Source organism: Pseudomonas sp. PDM14, assembly GCF_014851905.1.
In the GTDB taxonomy this organism is placed as follows: domain Bacteria; phylum Pseudomonadota; class Gammaproteobacteria; order Pseudomonadales; family Pseudomonadaceae; genus Aquipseudomonas.
In genome coordinates this window covers 1,858,500-1,880,632 of the sequence record NZ_JACVAQ010000001.1, presented here as the reverse complement: position 1 = coordinate 1,880,632, position 22,133 = coordinate 1,858,500, and the positions used below count along the sequence as shown (strand labels likewise).

Annotated in this window: 24 protein-coding genes; 15 read left to right on the top strand and 9 right to left on the bottom strand. The window is 66.1% G+C overall.

The window, feature by feature from the left end; translation table 11 throughout:
* Window positions 1-16 precede the first annotated feature (16 nt).
* The 4 genes from IB229_RS08855 to IB229_RS08840 all read right to left on the bottom strand — a co-directional run bounded on the left by IB229_RS08855 (window position 17) and on the right by IB229_RS08840 (window position 4,538).
* Window positions 17-2,878: a class I adenylate cyclase gene (locus tag IB229_RS08855; protein WP_192327112.1), complete on the bottom strand. Its 2,862-nt coding sequence runs from the start codon at window positions 2,876-2,878 to the stop codon at window positions 17-19.
* 159 nt (window positions 2,879-3,037) lie between these two features.
* Complete coding sequence (locus IB229_RS08850) at window positions 3,038-3,280, bottom strand: TIGR02647 family protein (protein WP_192327109.1); 243 nt, start codon at window positions 3,278-3,280, stop codon at window positions 3,038-3,040.
* 102 nt (window positions 3,281-3,382) lie between these two features.
* Window positions 3,383-4,177: a substrate-binding periplasmic protein gene (locus IB229_RS08845; protein WP_192327106.1), complete on the bottom strand. Its 795-nt coding sequence runs from the start codon at window positions 4,175-4,177 to the stop codon at window positions 3,383-3,385.
* Between the two features lie 85 nt (window positions 4,178-4,262).
* Entirely contained in the window at window positions 4,263-4,538 is a 276-nt protein-coding gene (locus IB229_RS08840) for a hypothetical protein (RefSeq protein WP_192327103.1), read from the bottom strand.
* Between the two features lie 132 nt (window positions 4,539-4,670).
* On the opposite strand from IB229_RS08840, the gene IB229_RS08835 reads away from it, so the two are divergent.
* Window positions 4,671-5,333 carry a glutathione S-transferase family protein gene (locus IB229_RS08835; protein WP_192327100.1) on the top strand — a complete coding sequence of 221 codons (663 nt, stop codon included), beginning with the start codon at window positions 4,671-4,673 and terminating at the stop codon, window positions 5,331-5,333.
* A gap of 3 nt (window positions 5,334-5,336) precedes the next feature.
* On the opposite strand, the gene IB229_RS08830 is transcribed toward IB229_RS08835, so the two are convergent.
* The 3 genes from IB229_RS08830 to argH all read right to left on the bottom strand — a co-directional run bounded on the left by IB229_RS08830 (window position 5,337) and on the right by argH (window position 7,827).
* A complete protein-coding gene (locus IB229_RS08830; RefSeq protein WP_192327097.1) occupies window positions 5,337-5,816 on the bottom strand; it encodes a GNAT family N-acetyltransferase in 480 nt (159 codons plus the stop codon).
* 108 nt (window positions 5,817-5,924) lie between these two features.
* Window positions 5,925-6,476 (bottom strand): AAA family ATPase, encoded by a 552-nt coding sequence (locus tag IB229_RS08825; RefSeq protein ID WP_318652092.1) that lies wholly within the window; start codon window positions 6,474-6,476, stop codon window positions 5,925-5,927.
* A complete protein-coding gene (gene argH, locus IB229_RS08820) occupies window positions 6,433-7,827 on the bottom strand; it encodes an argininosuccinate lyase (protein ID WP_192327094.1) in 1,395 nt (464 codons plus the stop codon). Before argH ends, IB229_RS08825 begins: the two co-directional genes overlap by 44 nt.
* Window positions 7,828-8,044: 217 nt before the next feature.
* On the opposite strand from argH, the gene IB229_RS08815 reads away from it, so the two are divergent.
* The 9 genes from IB229_RS08815 to rsd all read left to right on the top strand — a co-directional run bounded on the left by IB229_RS08815 (window position 8,045) and on the right by rsd (window position 15,988).
* The gene (locus IB229_RS08815; protein ID WP_192327089.1) at window positions 8,045-9,127 is read left to right on the top strand and encodes a sensor histidine kinase; all 1,083 of its coding nucleotides are present in this window, start codon (window positions 8,045-8,047) and stop codon (window positions 9,125-9,127) included.
* The gene (locus IB229_RS08810) at window positions 9,124-9,870 is read left to right on the top strand and encodes a LytR/AlgR family response regulator transcription factor (protein ID WP_192327086.1); all 747 of its coding nucleotides are present in this window, start codon (window positions 9,124-9,126) and stop codon (window positions 9,868-9,870) included. The genes IB229_RS08815 and IB229_RS08810 overlap by 4 nt, the downstream gene beginning before the upstream one ends.
* Before the next feature lie 108 nt (window positions 9,871-9,978).
* A complete protein-coding gene (hemC, locus tag IB229_RS08805; RefSeq protein WP_192329344.1) occupies window positions 9,979-10,920 on the top strand; it encodes a hydroxymethylbilane synthase in 942 nt (313 codons plus the stop codon).
* Window positions 10,917-11,687: a uroporphyrinogen-III synthase gene (locus IB229_RS08800; protein ID WP_192327083.1), complete on the top strand. Its 771-nt coding sequence runs from the start codon at window positions 10,917-10,919 to the stop codon at window positions 11,685-11,687. The genes hemC and IB229_RS08800 overlap by 4 nt, the downstream gene beginning before the upstream one ends.
* A gap of 16 nt (window positions 11,688-11,703) precedes the next feature.
* Window positions 11,704-12,810 carry a uroporphyrinogen-III C-methyltransferase gene (locus IB229_RS08795; protein WP_318652091.1) on the top strand — a complete coding sequence of 369 codons (1,107 nt, stop codon included), beginning with the start codon at window positions 11,704-11,706 and terminating at the stop codon, window positions 12,808-12,810.
* Window positions 12,807-14,048, top strand: a complete 1,242-nt coding sequence (locus IB229_RS08790; RefSeq protein WP_192327077.1) for a heme biosynthesis HemY N-terminal domain-containing protein — start codon at window positions 12,807-12,809, stop codon at window positions 14,046-14,048. The genes IB229_RS08795 and IB229_RS08790 overlap by 4 nt, the downstream gene beginning before the upstream one ends.
* A 206-nt stretch (window positions 14,049-14,254) precedes the next feature.
* Entirely contained in the window at window positions 14,255-14,746 is a 492-nt protein-coding gene (locus IB229_RS08785) for a disulfide bond formation protein B (protein ID WP_192327074.1), read from the top strand.
* 70 nt (window positions 14,747-14,816) lie between these two features.
* The gene (locus IB229_RS08780) at window positions 14,817-15,341 is read left to right on the top strand and encodes a DUF3833 domain-containing protein (protein ID WP_192327071.1); all 525 of its coding nucleotides are present in this window, start codon (window positions 14,817-14,819) and stop codon (window positions 15,339-15,341) included.
* 182 nt (window positions 15,342-15,523) lie between these two features.
* A complete protein-coding gene (gene rsd / locus IB229_RS08775) occupies window positions 15,524-15,988 on the top strand; it encodes a sigma D regulator (RefSeq protein WP_192327068.1) in 465 nt (154 codons plus the stop codon).
* A gap of 31 nt (window positions 15,989-16,019) precedes the next feature.
* Here rsd and IB229_RS08770 read toward each other — a convergent pair whose 3' ends face one another.
* Window positions 16,020-16,658 (bottom strand): FKBP-type peptidyl-prolyl cis-trans isomerase, encoded by a 639-nt coding sequence (locus IB229_RS08770; RefSeq protein WP_192327066.1) that lies wholly within the window; start codon window positions 16,656-16,658, stop codon window positions 16,020-16,022.
* Between the two features lie 124 nt (window positions 16,659-16,782).
* Here IB229_RS08770 and IB229_RS08765 point away from each other — a divergent pair, with 124 nt between their 5' ends.
* A complete protein-coding gene (locus tag IB229_RS08765) occupies window positions 16,783-17,859 on the top strand; it encodes an AlgP family protein (protein WP_192327063.1) in 1,077 nt (358 codons plus the stop codon).
* Here the strand turns inward: IB229_RS08765 and IB229_RS08760 are convergent.
* Entirely contained in the window at window positions 17,856-18,314 is a 459-nt protein-coding gene (locus tag IB229_RS08760; protein ID WP_192327060.1) for a TIGR02444 family protein, read from the bottom strand. The two genes, IB229_RS08765 and IB229_RS08760, sit on opposite strands and share 4 nt — an antisense overlap.
* Before the next feature lie 48 nt (window positions 18,315-18,362).
* Here IB229_RS08760 and IB229_RS08755 point away from each other — a divergent pair, with 48 nt between their 5' ends.
* From IB229_RS08755 to IB229_RS08740, 4 genes are all read left to right on the top strand, one after another.
* Entirely contained in the window at window positions 18,363-20,273 is a 1,911-nt protein-coding gene (locus tag IB229_RS08755; RefSeq protein ID WP_192327057.1) for an ATP-binding cassette domain-containing protein, read from the top strand.
* A complete protein-coding gene (locus IB229_RS08750) occupies window positions 20,273-20,812 on the top strand; it encodes a mechanosensitive ion channel family protein (protein WP_192327054.1) in 540 nt (179 codons plus the stop codon). Before IB229_RS08755 ends, IB229_RS08750 begins: the two co-directional genes overlap by 1 nt.
* An 80-nt stretch (window positions 20,813-20,892) precedes the next feature.
* Window positions 20,893-21,525 carry a homoserine/homoserine lactone efflux protein gene (rhtB, locus tag IB229_RS08745; RefSeq protein WP_192327051.1) on the top strand — a complete coding sequence of 211 codons (633 nt, stop codon included), beginning with the start codon at window positions 20,893-20,895 and terminating at the stop codon, window positions 21,523-21,525.
* A gap of 98 nt (window positions 21,526-21,623) precedes the next feature.
* Window positions 21,624-22,073, top strand: coding sequence for a YaiI/YqxD family protein (locus tag IB229_RS08740; protein WP_192327049.1), 450 nt, complete (start codon window positions 21,624-21,626; stop codon window positions 22,071-22,073).
* Window positions 22,074-22,133 lie beyond the last annotated feature (60 nt).

Genomic DNA, 22,133 nt, shown 5'->3' with positions numbered 1-22,133 from the left:
GTCCTTGTGCACGCGGTCAGGCGTTCTGCAGTGCGCTGTTCAGGGCGCTTTCCAGCTCGGCCTTGTAGCGCAGGTAGTGAATGGTCTGGGCCTGGCCGTCACCGAGGATGCGCGACAGGTCGAGGTCGGTGATGTAGCAGGGGTAGCGTTCGGCCTCGCGGCGTTGCGCGAGGATGTGCCGTGCCACGGCGCTGAACAGTTCGGCGCCGTACTCCAGTTCGGAAAATTCGCGGTGGTTGCAGTACAGGGTGACGTGCACGCGCGCCTGCTCGGCCGGCTCGACGATGGCCTGTACATCGTAGAACGGGTGACTCACCGGCGACTGTGGCGGCGCGCGGCGCTCCAGCTGGCGGGCACGCTGTGGCGGCGCCGGCAGCACTTCGTAGTAGAGGGTTTCCAAAGCCGCCGGCGGCAGCGGGTCGTCCAGTGGCAGCAGGGCATTGCGTCGGTACAGCACCGACTGCAGAAAGCGCTGCAGCGGCGTGAGCAGACTCTGCTCGTCGCGAAACGGCAGGCGCTGGCGCCACAGCGCGTTGTATTCGTCGAGCACACTGAGTTCGGCCATCTCGCCGAGCACGCGGTAGAACACCTGGATGCACTCGGGACGGCCCTGCGGCAGGATCAGCGCCAGGTCCTCGCCCTCCAGCGCGTGGCGGTCCAGGTGCAGGGGGCTGTAGTGCGACTGCTCCTCGCCGAGGTGTTCGATCAGCGCCGGCAGGGTGGCCAGTGCCGTGTGGCTGACCTGGCCGGGTTGCAGCTCGAGTACGTGGAAGTGCTGCTGGATCTGCAGCAGGTAGCGGTTGCTTTGCGCGCTGCCGAGGTTGCTCAGGGCGTCGTTGAACAGCTCTTCCACGCGCAGGGCGATGGCGCTGGCGCGGTTGCGGCAGAAGCAGCGCACCCGCAGGTTGGGGCGGCGGCCGTCGGCGGGCAGGCTGTTGAGGAAGTCACGCAGGCAGTCGAGCAGTGCGTGCGGACCGTCGTAGCGGCTGACCAGCAGTTCGTTCCAGCTGTTCAGGCTGACCTGGTCCAAGGTCACCACCAGGTTTTCGCGCACCCCGGAATAGCCCAGGGAGTCGGTGCGCTCGGTGGTCAGGTGCACGTTGAGCTGGCTGTGCGCCCTCAGCGGGTCGAAGCCGACGTTGACCAGCAGCAGCACCTCGGCCGGCTCGGCGGCGTGCAGCAGGGCGTCTTCGGCCACTGGCGGCAGGGGCAGCGGCACCGCCTGTTGCAGGCTGGCGAGCAGGTTGGACAGCTCGAACTCGCTGAGGTCGCTCTCGCCCGGGTGCAGTGACAGCCGCGTGCTGCTGTCGATCACGCCGTTGCGGTGGCACCAGGCGAGCAGCTCGATCAGCTCGCGGGCCCGCTTCAGCGGGGCGAAGTCGCGCCACTCCTGGCCGTTCAGGCTGCCGTTGTACAGCGCCCACTGGGTTTCACCGCCGGCCTCCGCGCTGGCGCTGTGCACCAGGGTCAGGGTGTCTTCGGCGAGGTCCGGGGCGATCCCAGGGTTGATGAATTCGATCTTCCCGGCCTTGCGCTCGAAGGCCGCGTACAGGCGCCGGCCGAGTACGCCGAGGTCGCGGCTGTTGAGCTGGTTGCCGGCGTGCTCGCTGCGGGCGAACTGGGAGAGGAAGCGGTAGCTGTAGGTCAGTTCGTTGACCAGGGCGCGGCGCTCGGCGCTGACCTGGCGCACCTTCCACTGGCTGCGGCTGTCGAGCATACCCAGCTCGCGCGGGCTCCAGTTCCATTCCGTGGTCAGGCGTTCGAGGAGCAGGCGTTGCCAGCTCTTGGCGCGCTGGCGCGGCGGGCTGCTGATCTTCTTGTTGACCTTGAGGTACAGGCAGCGGCGAATCAGCTCCAGGCGCTCGCGCTCGCCGCGGCCGGTGAGGTACTCCTCCAGGCGGCGGTAGACGACGATGTACGGATCCAGCTCATCGAGGTCCAGGTGGTTGGCGAACACCGCCTGCTTGTAGCGCAGCGACAGGCATTCCACGCGCGGGTGCTCGCTGGCGTAGACCTCGGTCAGCAGCAGCTTGAGCACCGACTTGTAAGGCGACTCGATGCCCTTGAACAGCTGCCACATGCCGGCGCCGATGAACTCGCCAGGCGGGATGTGCGCCAGGTGGCCAAGGTCGAGCACTTCGTCGGCGCGGATGAAGCGCTTGCTCAGCAGCGCGTGGGTGTAGGCCGCGTAGTTGGCTTCCTCGTAAACCGGCACCAGCCACCACAGTGGCGTGCGCCCGCCGAGCCAGATGGCGGTGCGGTAGAACTCGTCGAGCAGCAGGTAGTGCTGGGTGGTGCCGCAGTCGTCGGAGGTCAGCTGCGCTTCGCGGTCGCCGACGGTGAAACGCGCCGGGTCGATCAGGAAGCAGTGCGCCTCGGCGCCCTGGGTCGCGGCCCAGGCTTCGAGCAGGTCGCACTTCTTGCGCAGTTCGTATAGGGCGCGGGCGTCGAGGTCGGGCGCGTGGCATACCCAGAGGTCCATGTCGCTCTGTTCGGCCTGGGCCACCGTGCCCAGGCTGCCCATCAGGAACAGGCCGTGGATCGGCGTCGCCGGTTTGCTGCCATTGCTGCCGCGGCGGCTCTTGTAAGCGAAGGAGCGGGTCAGGCGCTGCGCTTCGGCAAGGATCTCGTCGTCCGGCTCGTAGGCCGACAGGCCCGCCGGGGTGCTGCCGGAAACGTAGCCGGGCAGCAGCGGGTGATTGACGTGGAACAGCAGCGGCAACAGCTTGAGAACCAGCTGCTGGCGTGTCGACAGTGCCTGGGTCGCGCGGTCCAGACGGCCGCGGTTGATTTTCATGAAGCGCGCGCGCAGTTGCGCCAGGACCTTGCGGTCGATGCCGTCGTTGATGTCCGGGCGGATTTCCTGGATGCGCGTCATGCACTGCTCGAAGCGATGGGTGAGCCAAGCCTACCAGCCGCCGACTCCGGGCGGCAGAGGGTCCTGAGTCTGTATCGGCGGGGGGGCTGCGCGGACTGTAGGGCGGGGTGTGGCCGGCTGTCGTGCCGGGCCGCCGTGCGGCGCCCCGGCGGGTGTGGATCAGGCGTGTTGCGGGGTGAGGATGGTCAGCAGCGATTGCACGTGTTCGGCGGCGTCGAGGCCCAGGCTGGTCAGGTAGCCGCCGTCGGCCTGGGTGACCAGGCCCTTCTCGTGCAGGCGGGTGATCGCGCCTTGCACGCGCGAGGTGGCGTTGTTGTGGACCTTGAGGCCCTCCTGCACGTTGCCCAGGTTGTACAGCGCGAGCAGTTCCAGTTCGGCGATCAGTTCGGGGGTGTAGGTCATTGGAGAACTCCGGTTTTGTTATTGTGCGACGGTGCGGCGATGCAGCAGGCCGACAGCGGGAGTGACGCGGTGGATGGCGCCTGGTTGGAGTGTAGCCTCGGTTCAGGGCACCGCCGGTTCCGGCTGCCAGTGCTGGAGGATTGCCTGGTAACGGCCGTCGGCATGGATCTGCCGCATGCCCTGGTCGAAACGCTGCAGCAGGGCTTCGGCAGCGGGATGCTGACGGGAAAAGCTCAGGTACAGCTGTGGCTGGTGCAGCGTGTACACCGGCACGAACTGCCCGGCCAGCTGCGGCTGCGTGCGGAACAACGCCTCGCTGGTGCCACGGAAGGCGGCCATGAAGTCGACGCGCTTGCGCTGCAGCATGAGGAAGCCGTTGAGGTCCTGGCGCACCGCCACGCGTTGCACGCGCGGGTGGCTGTCGAAGGTGTGGCCGTACTCGTAACCGATGGTCGCCGCGACCTTGCGCCGGCCCAGCTGGTCGAGGTCGGTCAGCGGCTGTGCGTTGTCCTTGCGCGCCCAGAGCAGGATGTCGTCGCTGAACAGCGGTTCCTGCGGCAGGCGGTATTCGGCGGCGATGCGTGCATCCGGCGAGGTGTTGAAGCAGGCGACCAGTTGGCCGCTGCGCGCCAGCTCCATGCAGCGGGCGTAGGGGTACGGGTGCAGCTTGACCACGGTGTGGCTGGCGGCGAAGGCGGCGAGGACGATGTCCACCGACATGCCCTGCACCTTGCCGTCGCGGTAGGCGGTGAAGGGATACCAGTCATCCTCGGCGCCGATGCGGTACTCCTCGCTAGATGCCTCGCCCCACGCCGACAGGCTGCTCAGCCCGAGCAGCAGGCAGAGCAGGGTGGCGAGCAGGCCAGGCTGGGAACCGGTACGGCACAGATCGGGCATCCGCTGGAGCTTCCATCACTACGGAACGTCACCCGCACCATAGCAGCGCTGCCCGCCGCACCGGAAGGCACCCAGGTCAATAAACTCATTCCTGCTCGGGCAGCTCCGGCAGCGCGCGCAGTGCCTGCTCATACCAGGCCTGGTCGAACGGCCGGTCGGCGCTCAGCATGGCGTCGATCTCGTGGGCCAGGACTAGGGCCATCAGCTCGAGGATTTCCTCGCGCGGGTAACCGACCAGAGTCAGCTTGTTGTAGACCGCCTTGGCTGCGGGCGGGCTGTCCGCCTCCAGCTGGTTCTCGATGGCCTGGATCAGGGTCGCTTCGGCGAAGGCTTCTTCGTCGTTGTCGTCGTGCTCGCTCATGGGCAGTTCCTCGGGCAAAGGTCGCCAGTTTGCCACGCGCCCGCGGTTGCCGGGCATTCAGGCGACTGATGCGGCGCCCGCGGCGGCGGGTGATCGGCTATAAACAGACTTTTCCTGCCAGTGGACAACCACATGCTCAGACTTCATGGATTCGCCGTCAGCAACTACTACAACATGGTCAAACTGGCCCTGCTGGAAAAGGGCGTGCCCTTCGAGAGCGTCATCGTGCACGGCAGCCAGAGCCCCGAGTTCCTCGCCATCAGCCCGCGCGGCAAGGTGCCGGTGCTGCAGACCGAGCAGGGCTACATCAACGAAACCAGTGCGATCCTCGAGTACCTCGAAGAGCTGGTGCCGGCACACCCGCTGCTGCCCGCCGAGCCGTTCGCCCGCGCCCAGGTGCGTGCGCTGGTCAAGGAGATCGAGCTGTACATCGAGCTGCCGGCAAGGGCCTGCTACCCGCAGGCGTTCTTCGGCTTCACCCTGGATCCGGCGATCACCGCCAAGGCCAAGGACGAGCTGCTGGCCGGTTTCGCCGCGCTCAAGCGCCACGGCCGCTTCGCCCCCTATGTCGCAGGTGAGCAGTTCACCCTGGCCGATTTGTACTTTCTCTACAGCGTCGACCTGGCCTGCATTGTCGGCAAGAAGCTGTTCGACCTCGACCTGCTCGCGGACTTCCCAGCGGCCCGCGCGCTGTTCGAGCGCCTCGCGCAGAACCCGCACGTGCAACAGATCGCGGCGGACAAGGACGCCGAAATGGCTGCGTTCATCGCCCAGGTGCGTGCGGGCAAGAAGTAAGGTTCAGCCCGCGGCGAAGGCTTCCAGCGCGGTGCCGGTCAGGCGGTAGGTGGTCCATTCGTCTTGCGGGCGGGCACCGAAGGACTGGTAGAAGTCGATGGCCGGCTGGTTCCAGTCCAGCACCGACCACTCGAAGCGTCCGCAGCCGCGTGCCACGGCAATGCGTGCCAGGTGTTGCAGCAGGGCCTTGCCGGCACCGCGGCCGCGGTGCGCCGGGTCGACGTAAAGGTCCTCCAGGTACAGACCGTGCTTGCCCAGCCAGGTGGAATAATTGAAGAAGTACACGGCGTAGCCGATTGGCACGCCGTCGTGCTCGCAGATCAGCGCATGGCTGGTGCTGCTCTCGCCGAACAGGCTGTTGCGCAGGCCGTGCGCGTCGGTTTTCACCTCGTGCTCGGCCTTTTCGTAGATCGCCAGGTCGATGATGAACCGCAGGATCAGCGCGGCGTCGTCGGGCGTGGCGGGGCGGATGTTCAGGGACATGGGGCGGGGTCTTCCGGGTGCATGGGTGAGGGCGAACTGCCGCTGTGCGGGCTCAGTTCACGGGAGCGGTCACGTGATCGAGCAGCTCGTCTACTGCGGCGCGCGAGGTCATATGAATGTAGTGCTGGCCGGCGCGCGCGTTGCGCATTTCCGCCGCATAGCGTTGCCGGTAGGTGGCATGGCGGGTCCAGGCCCAGGCGAGGATGGACTGCTCCGGCACGGGGCGCTGAACAGGTTGGCCCAGCGTTCGCGGTTGCCATTCCACAACACCTGGCGGCCGAACAGGCGGCGCAGGGTGCGCAGGAGCAATTGGCGCATCACCACGGTTCGCGGCAGGTCGAGCCAGATCACCGTGTCGGCCCGCTCCAGCACCAGCGGGCGCGCCGACGAGTAGTTACCTTCCACCACCCAGCCGTCACCGCTCAGCGCATCGGCCACGGCCTGCTGGAACTGTTCGGTGGGCAGGGTCTGCCAGTCGGGCTGGTGGTACAGGGCATCCATCTCGACGTGGCGGTAGCCGAGCTGCCGCGCGAGGTTGCGCGACAGCGTGGTCTTGCCCGATCCGGAGTTGCCGACCACCGAGATGCGGCGGCCGACGGAGCGGCCGTCGTGCATGTCAGCGGGTGGCGAGTAGGGCTTTGCCGCGGACCACGGCTTCACGCACCTGGTTCGGTGCTGTGCCGCCGATGTGGTTGCGCGCATTGACCGAGCCTTCCAGGGTCAGCACGGCGAACACGTCGTCGCCGATCTGGTCGCTGAACTGGCGCAGTTCGGCCAGGGTCATCTCGGCCAGGTCCTTGCCCGATTCGACGCCGTACTTCACCGCGTGGCCGACGATCTCGTGGCAGTCGCGGAACGGCAGGCCCTTGCGCACCAGGTAGTCGGCGAGGTCGGTGGCCGTGGAGAAACCGCGGCGCGCCGCTTCGCGCATCATCTCGCGCTTGGGTTTGATCGCCGGCACCATGTCGGCGAACGCGCGCAGCGAATCACGCAGGGTGTCGGCGGCGTCGAACAGTGGTTCCTTGTCTTCCTGGTTGTCCTTGTTGTAGGCCAGCGGCTGGCCCTTCATCAGGGTCAGCAGTCCCATCAGCGCGCCGAACACGCGGCCGGATTTGCCGCGTACCAGCTCGGGCACGTCGGGGTTTTTCTTCTGCGGCATGATCGAGGAGCCGGTGCAGAAGCGATCCGGCAGGTCGATGAACTGGAACTGCGCGGAGGTCCACAGCACCAGCTCTTCGGAGAAGCGCGACAGGTGCATCATCGCCAGCGAGGCGGCAGCGCAGAATTCGATGGCGAAGTCACGGTCGGACACGCCGTCCAGCGAGTTGCCGCCCACGGCGTCGAAACCGAGCAGCTCGGCGGTCAGCTCGCGCTGGATCGGGTAGGTGGTGCCGGCCAGGGCGGCGCTGCCCAGTGGCATGCGGTTGACCCGCTTGCGGCAGTCGACCAGGCGCTCGTGATCACGCGAGAGCATCTCGAACCAGGCCAGCAGGTGGTGGCCGAAGGTCACCGGTTGCGCGGTCTGCAGGTGGGTGAAGCCGGGCATGATGGTGTCCGCTTCGGCTTCGGCGAGGCCGAGCAGGCCCTGCTGCAGGCGGGTGACTTCGGCAAGGATCAGGTCGATCTCGTCACGCAGCCACAGGCGAATGTCGGTGGCCACCTGGTCGTTGCGCGAGCGCCCGGTGTGCAGCTTCTTGCCGGTGACACCGATGCGGTCGGTCAGGCGCGCCTCGATGTTCATGTGCACGTCCTCCAGGTCGACGCGCCAGTCGAAGGTGCCGGCCTCGATCTCGCCCTGGATGTCCTTCAGCCCGTTCTCGATCGCATCGCGTTCGTCGGCGGTGAGCACGCCGACCTTGGCCAGCATGGTGGCGTGGGCGATCGAACCCATGATGTCGTGACGGTACAAGCGTTTGTCGAATTCGACGGATGCGGTGAAGCGGGCGACGAAGGCATCGACCGGCTCGCTGAAGCGGCCGCCCCAGGACTGGTTGGTTTTTTCGGTGCTCATGACAGAACTCGCGCGAAAGACAGGCTCGGCGCCTGCGAAACGGAAAAAGTGTGCCGATAATAACAGCGTTGCGAAGAAAACCGGCGCCCTTCGGCACCGTACGGGTATTGTCGCCGCGCTCACACTTTTCAGCTTTGCCTGACACTTCAAGCCCCTATTTAGCCCGACTGGAGCGCGCAGGCTTGCTGTCGGCGGGGTGCACAAGGAAACTGCCCGGATGCGTATCAAATGGTTCAACGGCGGGCGTGCGCTCGCCCGCAGCGACGATTTCTTCCTGCCCGAGCTGTGCCTGCCCGAGGCGCTGCTGAGCCTGGTGCTGCTCGCCGAGTTGCTGGTGCTGGTGCTGGTATTGGCCGAGCCGATGCAGCCGGGTTTCAACTGGGTGCGCCTGGCGCTGACGTCGCTGTTCGTGCAATGGATCGTGCTGCTTTCGGCAGCGCTGCTGTGTCGTCTGCGCCCGCTGCTGGCGCACCTACGCTCCGCGCTCGCCGGCACGCTGTGCTGCGCGGTGGTGGTTGGCCTGACGCTGGTCTGCACCGCCGTGGCGGATTACTACGAACTCGGCGGGCCGCTGCCGCGCAGTGGCGAGGTCAATCTGTACCTGCGCCATGCGCTGATCAGCATGATCATGTCGGCCCTGCTGCTGCGCTATTTCTACCTGCAGAGCCAGTGGCGTCGGCAGGAGCAGGCCGAGCTGAAGGCGCGCATCGAATCCCTGCAGGCGAGAATTCGTCCGCATTTCTTGTTCAACAGCCTGAACAGCATCGCCAGCCTGGTGGTCATAGACCCTATCAAGGCCGAACAGGCGGTGCTCGATCTCTCCGACCTGTTCCGCGCCAGCCTGGCCAAGCCCGGCACGCTGGTGCCGTGGAGCGAAGAACTGGAGCTGGCGCGAAGATATCTGTCGATCGAGCAATACCGGCTCGGCGAACGACTACAGTTGGACTGGCAGGTGGACGCAATACCGGATGATTTGCCGATCCCGCAACTGACCTTGCAGCCGCTGCTGGAGAATGCCCTGATCTATGGCATCCAGCCGCGGATCGAAGGCGGGTTGGTCGAGGTGAAGGCGCAGTATGAAAACGGGGTGTTCCAGCTCTGTGTGAGCAACCCCTATGACGAAGGCGTCGAACAGAAGCCTTCGCGTGGTACACAACAGGCGTTGGTGAACATAGATGCGCGAATTGCGGCACTTTTTGGGCCGCGCGCGAGTCTCAGCGTGGATCGCCGTGACGGGCGCCACTTCACCTGTCTACGCTATCCTTGTGCGAGACTCACGCAGGAAGCCAGAGCAATATGAATGTGCTGATCGTCGATGACGAACCCCTTGCCCGCGACCGCCTGAGCCGATTGGTCGGCGAACTCGACGGCTGTCGTGTCCTCGAGCCTGCAGCCAGCAACGGCGAAGAGGCGCTGACCCTGATCGACAGCCTGAAACCGGATGTCGTGCTGCTGGACATCCGCATGCCCGGCCTTGATGGCCTGCAGGTGGCAGCCAAGCTGTGCGAGCGCGAAGCGCCGCCGGCGGTGATCTTCTGCACCGCGCATGACGAATTTGCCCTTGAGGCGTTCCAGGTCAGTGCTGTGGGTTACCTGGTCAAGCCGGTACGCCCCGAAGCCTTGGCCGAGGCGCTGAAGAAGGCCGAGCGACCCAATCGCGTGCAGCTCGCCGCGCTCACTCGCCCGGCGGCCGCCAACGGTGCCGGCCCGCGCAGCCACATCAGCGCGCGGACACGTAAAGGCATCGAGCTGATTCCCCTGGAACACGTGATCTTCTTCATCGCCGACCACAAGTACGTGACCTTGCGCCACGAGGGGGGGGAGGTGCTGCTCGACGAACCGCTGAAGGCACTGGAAGACGAATTCGGTGACCGTTTCGTGCGCATCCACCGCAATGCCCTGGTTGCCCGCGAGCGCATCGAGCGTCTGCAGCGTACGCCGCTCGGGCACTTTCAGCTCTACCTCAAGGGCATGGGTGGCGAAGCGTTGACCGTCAGCCGCCGGCATGTCGCCGGTGTACGCAAGCTGATGCACAACCTCTAGCCAGTACGTGTCGTCCGCCCTGTGCATGCCTGCCAGGGCGCGGCAATCCGGCACCGACCGCGGCCGTTCCGGCCTGTTATCATTCCGGCAGTTCTATATCCGGAAATCATCATGTCCCGCGAAATCCGCATTGCTACCCGCAAGAGTGCCCTGGCCCTGTGGCAGGCCGAATACGTCAAGGCGCGCCTGGAACAGGCGCATCCCGGCCTTCAGGTGAGCCTGGTGCCGATGGTCAGCCGTGGTGACAAGCTGCTCGATGCGCCCCTGGCGAAAATCGGCGGCAAGGGCCTGTTCGTCAAGGAGCTGGAAACCGCCCTGCTGGAGAATGAGGCGGACATCGCCGTTCATTCGATGAAGGATGTGCCGATGGATTTTCCCGCCGGCCTGGGTCTGTTCTGCATCTGCGAGCGTGAAGACCCGCGCGATGCCTTCGTTTCCAACACCTACGCCAGCCTCGACGAGTTGCCGTCCGGCAGCGTGGTCGGCACCTCCAGCCTGCGTCGTCAGGCCCAGCTGCTGGCGCGCCGGCCGGACCTGAAAATCCAGTTCCTGCGCGGCAACGTCAACACTCGCCTGGCCAAGCTGGATGCCGGCGAGTACGACGCGATCATCCTCGCCGCCGCCGGCCTGATTCGCCTCGGTTTCGAGGGCCGTATCCGCTCTTCGATCAGCGTCGAACACAGCCTGCCCGCCGGTGGCCAGGGTGCGGTCGGCATCGAGTGCCGCAGTGCCGACAGCGAGATCCATGCCCTGCTCGCACCGCTGCACCATCGTGATACCGCCCTGCGAGTGACCGCCGAGCGCGCACTGAACAAGCACCTCAATGGTGGCTGCCAGGTGCCGATCGCCTGCTACGCAATACTCGAAAATGACCAACTGTGGCTACGCGGCCTGGTCGGCCAGCCCGATGGTGGCTTGCTGCTGCGCGCCGAAGCCCGTGCCGATTCGGTGGATGCCGAGCGACTCGGCGTACAGGTTGCCGAGGCGCTGCTGGAGCAGGGCGCGGCGGGCATCCTGGCGGCGGTCTACGGCGAAGCGGGCGGCGAGTGACGGGCTGGCGCCTGCTGCTGACCCGTCCGGCTGCCGAGAACCAGGCGCTTGCCGCGACGTTGCAGGCGCGGGGCATGCACAGCGCCAGCCTGCCGCTGATGGAGATCGAGGCGCTGGCTGAGACTGAGCAGCAGCGCGCGCGGGCACTCGACCTGGCGAGTTATCAAGCGGTGGTCGTGGTCAGCAAGCCGGCGGCGCGCCTGGGTCTCGACCTGTTCGCCCGCCACTGGCCGCAGCTGCCGGCGCACCTGCGCTGGTTCAGCGTTGGCGCCGGCACCGCACAGGTTCTGCAGGTACAGGGCCTGCTGGTCAGCTTCCCGGCGCAGGGTGACGACAGCGAGGCGTTGCTCGGCCTGCCGTCGTTGCAGGGCCTGTTCGACGGCCCGCCACCGCGGGTACTCATCCTGCGCGGTGAGGGCGGCCGTGAACTGCTCGCACAGACCTTGCGCGAGCGCGGTGCCAGCGTCGACTATCTGGAACTCTACCGTCGGGTGCTGCCAAGCCATACAGCCGGGACGTTGCGGCGCGTGCTGCACATGGAACGTCTCAACGCCGTGCTGGTCAGCAGTGCTCAGGGCCTGGAACATCTGTGCCAGCTGGCTGCGGCCGACTGGGCACAGATTGCCGAGCTACCCTTGCTGGTGCCCAGCCCGCGCGTGGCCGAATTGGCCCGCGCCGCCGGTGCACGGCATGTTATCGATTGTCGCGGCGCGAGTGCTGCGGCTGTTCTGGCGGCCTTGGAGACACACCCGGCGCCGACCCTCTGATGCAAAGGATGGACATGTGAGCGAAACAGCCCCGCAGATCAGCGAACAAACCCCTCAGCCGACCCTCAGCGAGCCCACGATCACGCCACCTGCGAAATCGGGTACTGCTCTGGCCAGTCTGGCCCTGCTGATAGGTCTGGCGGCGTTAGCCGCAGGAGGCTGGAGCGGCTGGCAGCTGTATCAGCAGCAGGCGCAGAACGCACAGCAGCAGGCCCGGCTCGATCAGGCCAGTGAGGCTGCGCAGCAGGGCCTTCAGCAGACCGAAAAATATGTCGGTCAGCGCCTCGCCGGGCTGCCGACAGCAGATGAGCTGGCCAAACAGAGCGAGCTGCTGGTCAGCCTGCAGGGTGATCAGCAACGCCTCGCACAAAGTCTCGCCAACGTGCTGGGTAAGAGCCGTGAAGACTGGCGCCTGGCCGAGGCCGAACACCTGCTGCGCCTGGCTATGCTGCGCCTCACGGCGCTGCAGGACGTCAGCAGCGCCACCGCCTTGGTGCTGGGAGCCGGCGAGATCCTTCGCGCTCAGGATGACCCGCAGGCGTTCGCCGCTCGTGGCGAGCTGATCAAGGTGGTGGAAGCGCTGCGCAGCCTGCCACAGGTGGATCGCAGCGGCCTGTTCCTGCAGCTTTCCGCCCTGCGCGGGCAGGTCAACGACCTGCAGAAGCTCGCCCCCGAATACATCCTGTCGCCGGAAGCGCCGGCCAAGGCCAGTGCCAGCGACAGCAGTCGCTGGGACGAGCTGTGGGCCAAACTGTCGCGCTATGTGCGCATCGATCTGCATGCCGATCAGGACGTGCGTCCCCAACTCGCCGGGCAGAGTCTGGCGCAGGTGCGCCTGACCCTGGCGCTGGCCCTGGAGCAGGCGCAGTGGGGCGCGCTGAATGGCCAGCCCGAGGTCTACCGCCAGGCGCTGGCCGCGGCGCGTGATGTGCTCGCGACCTACTTCGACGCCGACAATCAGGCAGTCAACGCCATGCAGCAGCGCTTAGCTCAACTCGCCGAGGAGCCCGTCACGGTCAAACTGCCGAAACTGGACGTGGCGCTGAACGCCCTGCAGACCTACCTCAAGCAGCGCGAGGCGGCCGAGCTGGAGCCGACACCTGCGGTGGAGAGCGCGCAATGATCCGGGCCTTCCTCTATGTGCTGCTGGTGGTGGCTGCTGCCGCCGCGCTTGGCATGGCCGTGGTCGAGCACAGTGGCTACGTGCTTATCGCCTGGAAGGGCCTGCGCTACGAGTCCAGCCTGTGGGTGTTCCTGCTGCTGATCGCTGCAGCCTTGTTGCTGCTCTGGGCCACGCGCTGGCTCTTGCGTCTGTTGTTCGTTTCCGGTGGCGTGGTCAACCCGTGGTCGCGCCGCAATCACGGACGACGTCAGCAACAGGCTGCCGACAAGGGCATGTTGGAGCTGGCCGAGGGTCGTTGGGAGCCAGCCCTGCGTCACCTGCAGTTGGCGGCCGAGGGCGAGCACCAGCCATTGCTGCACTACCTTGGCGCTGCGCGTGCCGCGAACAAGCTGGGTCGGCACGAGCAAAGTGATGCTCTGCTCGAGCGTGCCCTGGAGCGTCAGCCTCAGGCCGAGCTGGCCATTGCCCTGACCCATGCCGAGCTGCAGGAGGCTCGCGGAGAAACTGATGCTGCTCTGGAGACGGTTCAGGTCATGCATGAGCGCTACCCACAGCATCCGCAGGTGCTGCGTCACCTGCTGCGCCTTTTGCACCTGCGGGGCGACTGGTCGGCACTCCTGGGGCTATTGCCGGCATTGCGCAAGAGCAGGGCACTGAGTGGCGATGAGTTGACCACGATCGAGCGTCAGGTCTGGCGTGAGCGGCTGATTGTGGCGGGCGCCAGTGGTCTGAACGAAGGTGAGACCACTCTGCAGCCATTGACCCGCGCCTGGCAGCAACTCTCTTCGGCGCAGCGCAACGAGCCAGAATTGTTGCTGGCCTATGCCGAGCAGCTGCGCGTGCTGGGAGCCGAGGAGGAGGCCGAGGAGGTCGTGCGCAAGGCTCTCAAGCAACAGTACGACGCCGGCCTGGTTGACCTTTATGGCCTGCTGCGCGGACGTGATCCGGCGCGTCAGCTGCAGACCGCCGAAGGCCTGCTCAAGGCCCATCCGCAGGACCCGCTGCTACTGCGCTGCCTGGGCCGCCTGTGTCTGCAGAACAGTTTGTGGGGCAAGGCCCGCGAGTACTTGGAGATCAGCCTGCAGTTCTCCCGCAACGCGCAGACCTGTGCCGAGCTTGCGCGCTTGCTGGCCCATCTGGGCGACGTGCAACAGAGCAATCGGCTGTTCCAGGAAAGCTTCGACCTGCTCGATCAACGTCTGCCCAACCTGCCGCTACCTGTACCGGCAGGCAGTTGAGACGCGAGATTGACGCAGCGCCGTTTGCGCATCGCAGGCGGCGCGTCGAGTGCGTAAATGGGGCCGCGTTGGAAGAGGGCTGACCGGTGACGCTGCTGTAACGCTCGTGCGGCAGTCCGTCACGGCTGCGCGGGCGCATGTGACCTTGAAAGGGCGGCCGGCTTTCCTCTACCGTAACCCTCTTTGTTTTTCGCTTCGGAGTTTCCATGGCCCTGGCCGCGCCGCGTAGGCTGTTCCTGCTCGCTTTTGCCGGCTGCCTCGGCATGCTCGGCGGTGCTTTGTACCTGGAGCACGTGGTCGGTTTGGAACCCTGCCCGATGTGCATCGTGCAGCGTATCTGCGTGGTGCTGTTCGCGCTGGTCTGCCTGATCGCGGCGTTGCATGGGCCGGTACGTCTCGGGCGTGCACTGTACGGCGTGCTGGCGTTGCTCTTCGCCGCACTCGGAGCGCTCACGGCAGGCCGCCAGGTGTGGCTGCAGAGCGTGCCGCCCGAACAGCTCAGTGCCTGCATGCCGAGCCTGGAGTTCATGCTCGATGCCTTGCCGCTGCAGGATATCGTGCGGCTGATCTTTCACGGCACGGCCGCCTGCGCGGAGGTCAACTGGACCCTGTTCGGCATGAGCCTGCCCGAGTGGAGCCTGCTGGCCTTCGTCGGCATGATCCTTCTGAGTCTGTTCCAGATACTGCGCCGCAGCTGACCCGGCGCTTGCGCAGTAACCTCCGCTCGCCACTTCCGGCTGGCGTCTGCTGCCGGGCGCGGAGGTGTGTATGCGCATCCTGATCGTGACCCTGCTGGTGCTACTGGCCGGCTGCGCTGGCCCGGACATTCGCCAGTACGCCGCGCAGCAGCCGCGGCTGCATGTGCCTGACTACCTGAATGGAAAGCTGGAAGCCTGGGGCATGTTCCAGGATCGCTCCGGCGATGTGGTCAAGCGCTTCCACGTAGTCATGAACGCCAGTTGGGCAGACGAGGTCGGCACCCTCGACGAGCATTTCACCTACAGCGACGGTACCACCCAGACGCGTGTCTGGACGCTGCGCCCGCAGGCCGACGGCAGCTGGCGCGGCACCGCGGCGGACGTGATCGGCGAGGCGGTGGGTGACGTTTCCGGCAACACCCTGCACTGGCATTACCAGCTGCTGCTGGATGTCGAAGACGACCAATACGTGGTCGACATGGACGACTGGATGTTCCTCATGGACGAGCGCGTGCTGCTCAATCGCACGCGCATGTCGAAGTGGGGCGTGCACCTGGGCGATCTCACCATCGGTTTCTACAAACCGGCGAAATAGCGCCTGCGGGCAATTTCCTGATCAAGGTGACTTGAAGGTGAGGGCTGGCGGGCATACTCTGGCCCGACGCCTCGCCAGCAATCCGGCTTCTTTTGCGAGGCACTTCCCCGGGTTGGCACCCACGCCAGAAAAATGCCTCGGGGTTGGCAATACGCATTCACCAGTAGGGAAGTGAGGACATCATGCTCGAGAGCTGCCAGAACGCCCAGGAACGTTGGGGTGGAGTAAACCAGCTGATCGACCGCTGGCTTCAGGAACGCCAAGAGCTGGTACGTGCCTTTGGCGGCCTCAGTGAGACCTCCGAGATCGCTACCCAGGACCTGCAGCGCTTTTGCGAGATCCTCGTCGACTACGTGTCGGCCGGGCATTTCGAGGTCTACGAGCAACTGACCGTTGAAGCCAAGGCTTTCGGCGACCAGCGTGGTCTGGAACTGGCCAAGCAGATCTACCCGCGCATCGAAGCCATCACCGAAGTGGCGCTGGCCTTCAACGATCGGTGTGACAGCGGTGACTGCCGTGACACGGTGTCGCTGAGTGCCGAGATCAAACGCCTCGGGCAGCTGTTGCACGAGCGCTTCGAGCTGGAAGACTGCCTCATCGAAGTGCTGCACAACGCGCACCAGCAACAGGCGCTCGCTACGTCCTGAGCGCGTTTTGCGAAGGTGTGAGGCCGATGCTTCAGTCGGCCACGTCCATCAGCTCCACCTCGAACACCAGCGCGGCATCCGGCGGAATCAGGTCGCCGGCACCGGCGCTCCCGTAGGCCTGCTCGGCCGGTATCACCACCCGCCATTTCGCCCCTACGCGCATCTCTCGCAGCGCCGTCTGCCAGCCCTTGATCAGGCTGTTGAGGCGGAACCACTGCGGCCCCTCGCTCTGATCGAACAGGCTGCCGTCGGCCAGCTCGCCGCGGTACTGCACGCGCACCCGGCTGCGTGGGTCGGGTTGGCGCCCCTGGCCGGCGCGTAGCTCCTGTACCAGCACACCGCCTTCCAGTTCGTGCATGCCCGGTTTGGCTTTCTCGTTGACCAGGAAACGGCGCTGAGCATTGCGACGCTGGCTGTCGACGTCGTTGATGCGGGCTTGTTCATGCGCTGCGAGCAGCCGTTCGACCTGCTCGGGCGACAGCCGCAGCGCCTCGTTCTGGTAAGCCTGGCGCAGGCCCAGCAGTAACTGGTCGAGCGGCAGATCGGGGACTTCTCCACGCAGTCGTTCGCCCAGGCGAGCGCCCATTGCGTAGGCCAGATCATCCTGTTGCGGCGCGGCCGAAAGCAGCAGCGGAAACAGGCCAAGCAGGAGCAGTGAGCAGCGCAACATTGGAGTGATTCCAGAGGAGAGTGGCGACGATTATGCCAGCGCTTACCCTCGTCACAAATGTGAGGTAGCGACGGGCGAATCGGGCGTCTAGTATGGGGTCACCATGTCCGTTAGGAGGCACATCATGCCGACCAACAATAAGAAGGCCGTTACCACCCCTTTGCACCTGCTCCAGCAACTCACCGGCAGCTTGCTCGACCATCTGGAAAAAGCCTGTTCGCAGGCCCTCACCGATGCCGAGGCTCTGCTGACCAAGCTGGAAAAGCAGCGTGGCAAGGCGCAGACAAAACTGCACGAGTCGCGCAGCAAATTGCAGGAAGCGGCCAAGGCCGGCAAGAACAAAGCGCAGAACAAAGCCAAGTCGGCGATCGCCGAACTGGAAGAGCTGCTCGACAACCTCAAGACCCGTCAGACCGAGACCCGCAACTACATCGTCCAGCTCAAGCGTGATGCTCAGGAAAGCCTGAAGCTCGCCCAGGGCGTGGGCAAGGTACGTGAAGCGGCGGCCAAGGTGCTGACCACGCGCGGCACCGCCAAGCCAGTGGCCAAACCGGCCAGCAAACCGGCAGCGAAGAAGCCTGTAGCTGCCGCCAAACCCGCGACCAGGGTGGCTGCCAAGCCAGCGGCCAAACCGACAGCCAAGCCGGCCAGCAAGGTCGCGGCGAAACCTGCGGCGAAGGCACCGGTGAAGGCTGCGGCCAAACCGGCAGCGAGCAAGCCCGCCAGCGCAGCCAAGCCGGCAGCGGCCAAACCCGCGGTGAAAGCACCGGCCAAACCGGCCACGAAGAAGCCGGCCACTGCGGCCAAGCCAGTCAGTAAAGCGACTGCTGCCAAACCGGTTGCCGCCAAGCCCGCTGCGAAACCAGCCGCCAAGCCTGCAGCCAAACCGGCCGCCAAGGCGCCAGCCAAGCCCGCCAGCGCCGCTGCGAAGCCGGCAGCCAGCAAGGCTCCAGTCAAGGCAGCGGCCAAGCCTGTTGTGGCCAAGCCTGCTGCAAAACCTGCAGCCAAACCCGCTGCGAAGCCGGTAGCCAAGGCCCCCGTCAAACCGGCGAGCAAGCCAGCGGCCAAGCCTGCGGTGAAGAAGCCTGTTGCGGCCAAGCCGGTTGCCAGCAAACCCGCTGCTGCACCTGCCGCTCCGGCAGCAGCGCCAAGCGCCGCACCGTCGACCGGCAATGGCAGCACGCCACCGAGCGGCGTCTAAGCCTCGTCTGCCGCGGCGCGCAGGGTTGCCAGCGCGTCGTGGCAGGTTTCACCGCTGGCACCCGCCAGGGCTTCCAGCCAGCTCGTCGCTGCGCCCGATGGCGACCAGGCGCTCGTTATCTCTTCCAGCCGCCGCAACAGCTCGCGTTCACTCTCCAGCTCCAGCGCCTTGATGCGCTCGCGCCAGTCATTCAGCAGCCCGTCGTGGCGGGCCGTTTCGCGCCAGCGCTGCCTCAGTTCGCGTAGCGGTTGTACCACTGCGTGCTGCCAGGGCTCGGCGATCTGCCGCAGGGCCTGCACGCGTGTTGTTTCGCATGCCACGCCACGCTGCTCCAACCACAGGCCGCAGAGCAGCAGGCAGACATCCGCGCCGGCGCTCTGCAAGCGCAGGCAGGCCGTCTCCACCCCCGGACGCTGGTAGCAGGCCAGGGCAAAACTCCACAGATCAGAAGACATGCCGCTCTCCGGGCGATGGCGAGGCGAAGCTGGTAGACTCCGCGCCCTATGATTCGACTACTCAACCTCACTTTACAGCGTGGTCCTCAGCGTCTGCTAGACGGCGCCGAGCTGACCCTGCACGCCGGCCAGAAGGCCGGTCTGATCGGCGCCAACGGTGCCGGCAAATCCAGCCTGTTCGCGTTGCTGCGCGGCGAGCTCGGCCCGGACGCCGGCGACTGCCAGCTGCCGCCGGACTGGCGTATCGCCCACATGCGCCAGGAGGTCGACAACCTCGAGCGTCTGGCGGTGGATTACGTGCTCGATGGCGACCTGCACCTGCGCAGGGTCCAGGCCGATCTCGCCGCTGTCGAAGCCGCGCATGACGGGACGGCCATCGCCCGCCTGCACAGCGAGCTGGACAGCGCCGACGGCTATACCGCCGATGCCCGTGCTCGCAAGTTGCTCGCCGGCCTGGGCTTCACCGCCGAACAGATGGACCGCCGCGTTGGCGATTTCTCCGGTGGCTGGCGCATGCGCCTGAACCTGGCACAGGCGCTGATGTGCCCGTCCGATCTGCTGCTGCTCGACGAGCCGACCAACCACCTCGACCTCGACGCCATTCTCTGGCTGGAGGAGTGGCTGAAGAGCTATCCCGGCACGCTGCTGCTGATTTCCCATGACCGCGATTTTCTCGACGCCGTGGTCGACCATGTCGTGCACCTCGAACAGCAGAAGCTCACCCTGTATCGCGGTGGTTATTCGGCATTCGAGCGCGCCCGTGCCGAGCGTCTGGCGCAGCAGCAGCAGGCGTACGAGAAGCAGCAGGCGCAGCGCGCGCACATGGAAAAATACATCGCCCGCTTCAAGGCGCAGGCGACCAAGGCGCGTCAGGCGCAGAGCCGGATCAAGGCCCTGGAGCGCATGGAAGAGCTGAGCGCGGCCCATGTCGACTCGCCGTTCGACTTCGTGTTCCGCGAGGCCGACAAGATTTCCACGCCGCTGCTCAACCTTAGCGAGGGTCGCCTGGGGTATGGCGACAAGGCCGTGCTGCAGCAGGTCAAGCTGAGTCTGGTACCGGGCGCGCGCATTGGTCTGCTCGGGCCCAACGGCGCGGGCAAATCGACGCTGATCAAAACCCTGTCCGCCGAACTGCAGCCGCTGGGTGGCGAACTGCAGCGTGGCGAGAACCTGGTGGTCGGCTACTTCGCCCAGCACCAGCTGGATTCGCTGGATGCCAAGTCCAGCCCGCTGGTGCACCTGCAGCGCCTGGCGCCCAGTGAGCGCGAGCAGACCCTGCGCGACTTCCTCGGTGGTTTCGATTTCCGCGGCCCGCGCTGCGACGAGGCGGTGCAGAATTTCTCCGGTGGCGAGAAGGCGCGCCTGGCCCTGGCGCTGATCGCCTGGGGCAAGCCGAACCTGTTGCTGCTCGACGAACCGACCAACCACCTCGACCTGGAAATGCGCCTGGCGCTGACCATGGCGCTGCAGGAATTCGCCGGCGCGGTACTGGTGGTTTCCCACGATCGTCATTTGCTCAAAAGCACCACCGACGAGTTCCTGCTGGTCGCCGATGGCCGCGTGCAGCCCTTCGATGGCGACCTGGAGGACTACGCGCGCTGGCTGGTCGACTTCCGTGCGCGGCAGCAGCCGCAGGTCGACACGCAAGCGGCTGGCGACAAGACCGACAAGCGTGCCCAGCGTCAGGCCGCCGCGGCCCTGCGTCAGCAGCTGGCCCCGCACAAGCGCGAGGCGGACAAGCTGGAGAAGGACCTCGGCAAACTGCACGAGAAGCTTGCCGCAGTGGAAGCCCGCCTCGGCGACAGCGATCTGTACGAGGCTGCGCGCAAGGACGAGCTGCGTGAGTTGCTGGCCGAGCAGGCGCGCCTGAAAGCCAGCGAAGCCGAGCTGGAAGAAGCCTGGCTGCTGGCCCTGGAAACCCTCGAAGAGCTGCAGCGCCAACTGGAGGAGGCCGACTGATGGATGAGTTGGAACTGCTCGCCGCCTGGAGCGAGCCACTGATCCGCACCGCCCAGGTGCTGTTGATCCTGCTGCTGGCCTGGCTCTGCCAGCGCATCGTCACCCGCGCCATCACCCGTCTCGGCGCGCGCTACGCACAGCTGCCGCAGGAAGTGCTGCTGCCGGTGCGCGGTCTGCTGCGCTGGCTGATCATGGGCAGCGCCTGCATGCTGGTACTGGAGCGCCTGGGCGTATCCGCCGAGGTGCTGTGGGCGGCGCTGACCGGCTTCACCGCCGTGGCGGCGGTGGCGTTCTTCGCCATCTGGAGCGTGCTGTCGAACATGTTCTGCGCCCTGCTGATCTTCAGCATGGGGCCGTTCCGCCTGGGCGACACGGTGGAGCTGCTGGATGGCGCGGACAAGCCAGGGGTCAAGGGCCGTGTGCTCTCGGTGAACCTGTTCTACACCACCCTGGAAGACCTCAGCGAAGGCGCCAGTGGGGCGATGGTGCAGGTGCCCAACAGCCTGTTCTTCCAGAAATCGGTGCGCCGCTGGCGCTGATCGTAGGGCCTGCCGGTCTGGGCGCGCCGCGCGCCAGCGAGTAGGCTGTGCAGCCTGTTTGTCGTTTTTGAGGTATCGCCATGGCCCTGGAAACTTGGCTCGCTTTCTTCGTTGCCTGCTGGGTGATCAGCCTGTCGCCGGGTGCCGGGGCCATCGCCTCGATGTCCTGCGGGTTGCAGTACGGTTTCCTGCGCGGTTACTGGAACGCCCTGGGCCTGCAGATCGGCCTGGCGCTGCAGATCGCCATCGTCGCCGCCGGTGTCGGCGCGCTGCTCGCCACCTCGGCGCTGGCCTTCAGCCTGATCAAATGGTTTGGTGTGGCCTACCTGGTCTGGCTGGCCATCGCGCAATGGCGCGCGCTGCCCAGTGACCTGGCCGATAGCTCCGCCGCGCGGCAGATCGGTCGCCCGCTGACCCTGGTGCTGCGTGGCTTCCTGGTCAACGCCAGCAACCCCAAGGCCGTGGTGTTCATGCTTGCGGTGCTGCCGCAGTTCATCCACCCGCAGGAGCCGCTGGTGCCGCAGTACCTGATCATGGGCGCGACCATGATCGTCGTCGACCTGATCGTCATGGCCGGCTACACCGGCCTGGCCTCGCGGGTGTTGCGCGCCCTGCGCACGCAGCGGCAGCAGCGCCTGATGAACCGCACCTTCGCCAGCCTGTTCGTGGTAGCGGCCGGGCTGCTGGCCACGGTGCGCCGCGCGCCGGCCTGAGTTCGGCGCAACGCGCTCGGGCGACCAGTGCCCGCGCCTTTCCTGTTTGCTGCGATCCGCCTGCGTGACGGGCGGCTGTCGTTTTCGGAGATCAACCCATGCGCGTCTGGATCGATGCCGATGCCTGCCCCCGCGCGGCGCGTGATCAGGTGGTCAAGTTCGCCCTCAAGCGCGGCTTCGAGGTGGTGCTGGTGGCCGGTCAGCCGGTGGCCCGGCCGTCGTTTACCTGCGTGCGCCTGATCGTGGTGCCGAGCGGGCCGGATGCGGCAGACGATTACCTGGTCGAGCATGCCGTGCCCGGCGAACTGGTGATCTGCAGCGACGTACCGCTGGCCGACCGTCTGGTGAAGAAGGGTGTCAGCGCGCTCGATCCGCGCGGGCGCGAGTTCGACGAGCGCAACATGGGTGAGCGCCTGGCCGTGCGCAACCTGTTCACCGACCTGCGCGAGCAGGGCCAGGTGAGCGGTGGCCAGGCCGCTTATGGCGAGAAGGACCGCCAGGCCTTCGCCAATGCCCTCGACCGGATTCTGACCCGCCTGATACGGTGAGCCGGAGAATGTGCGGGGCTATGTAAGCCTGATCGGTCCCACGCTCCGCGTGGGAATGCA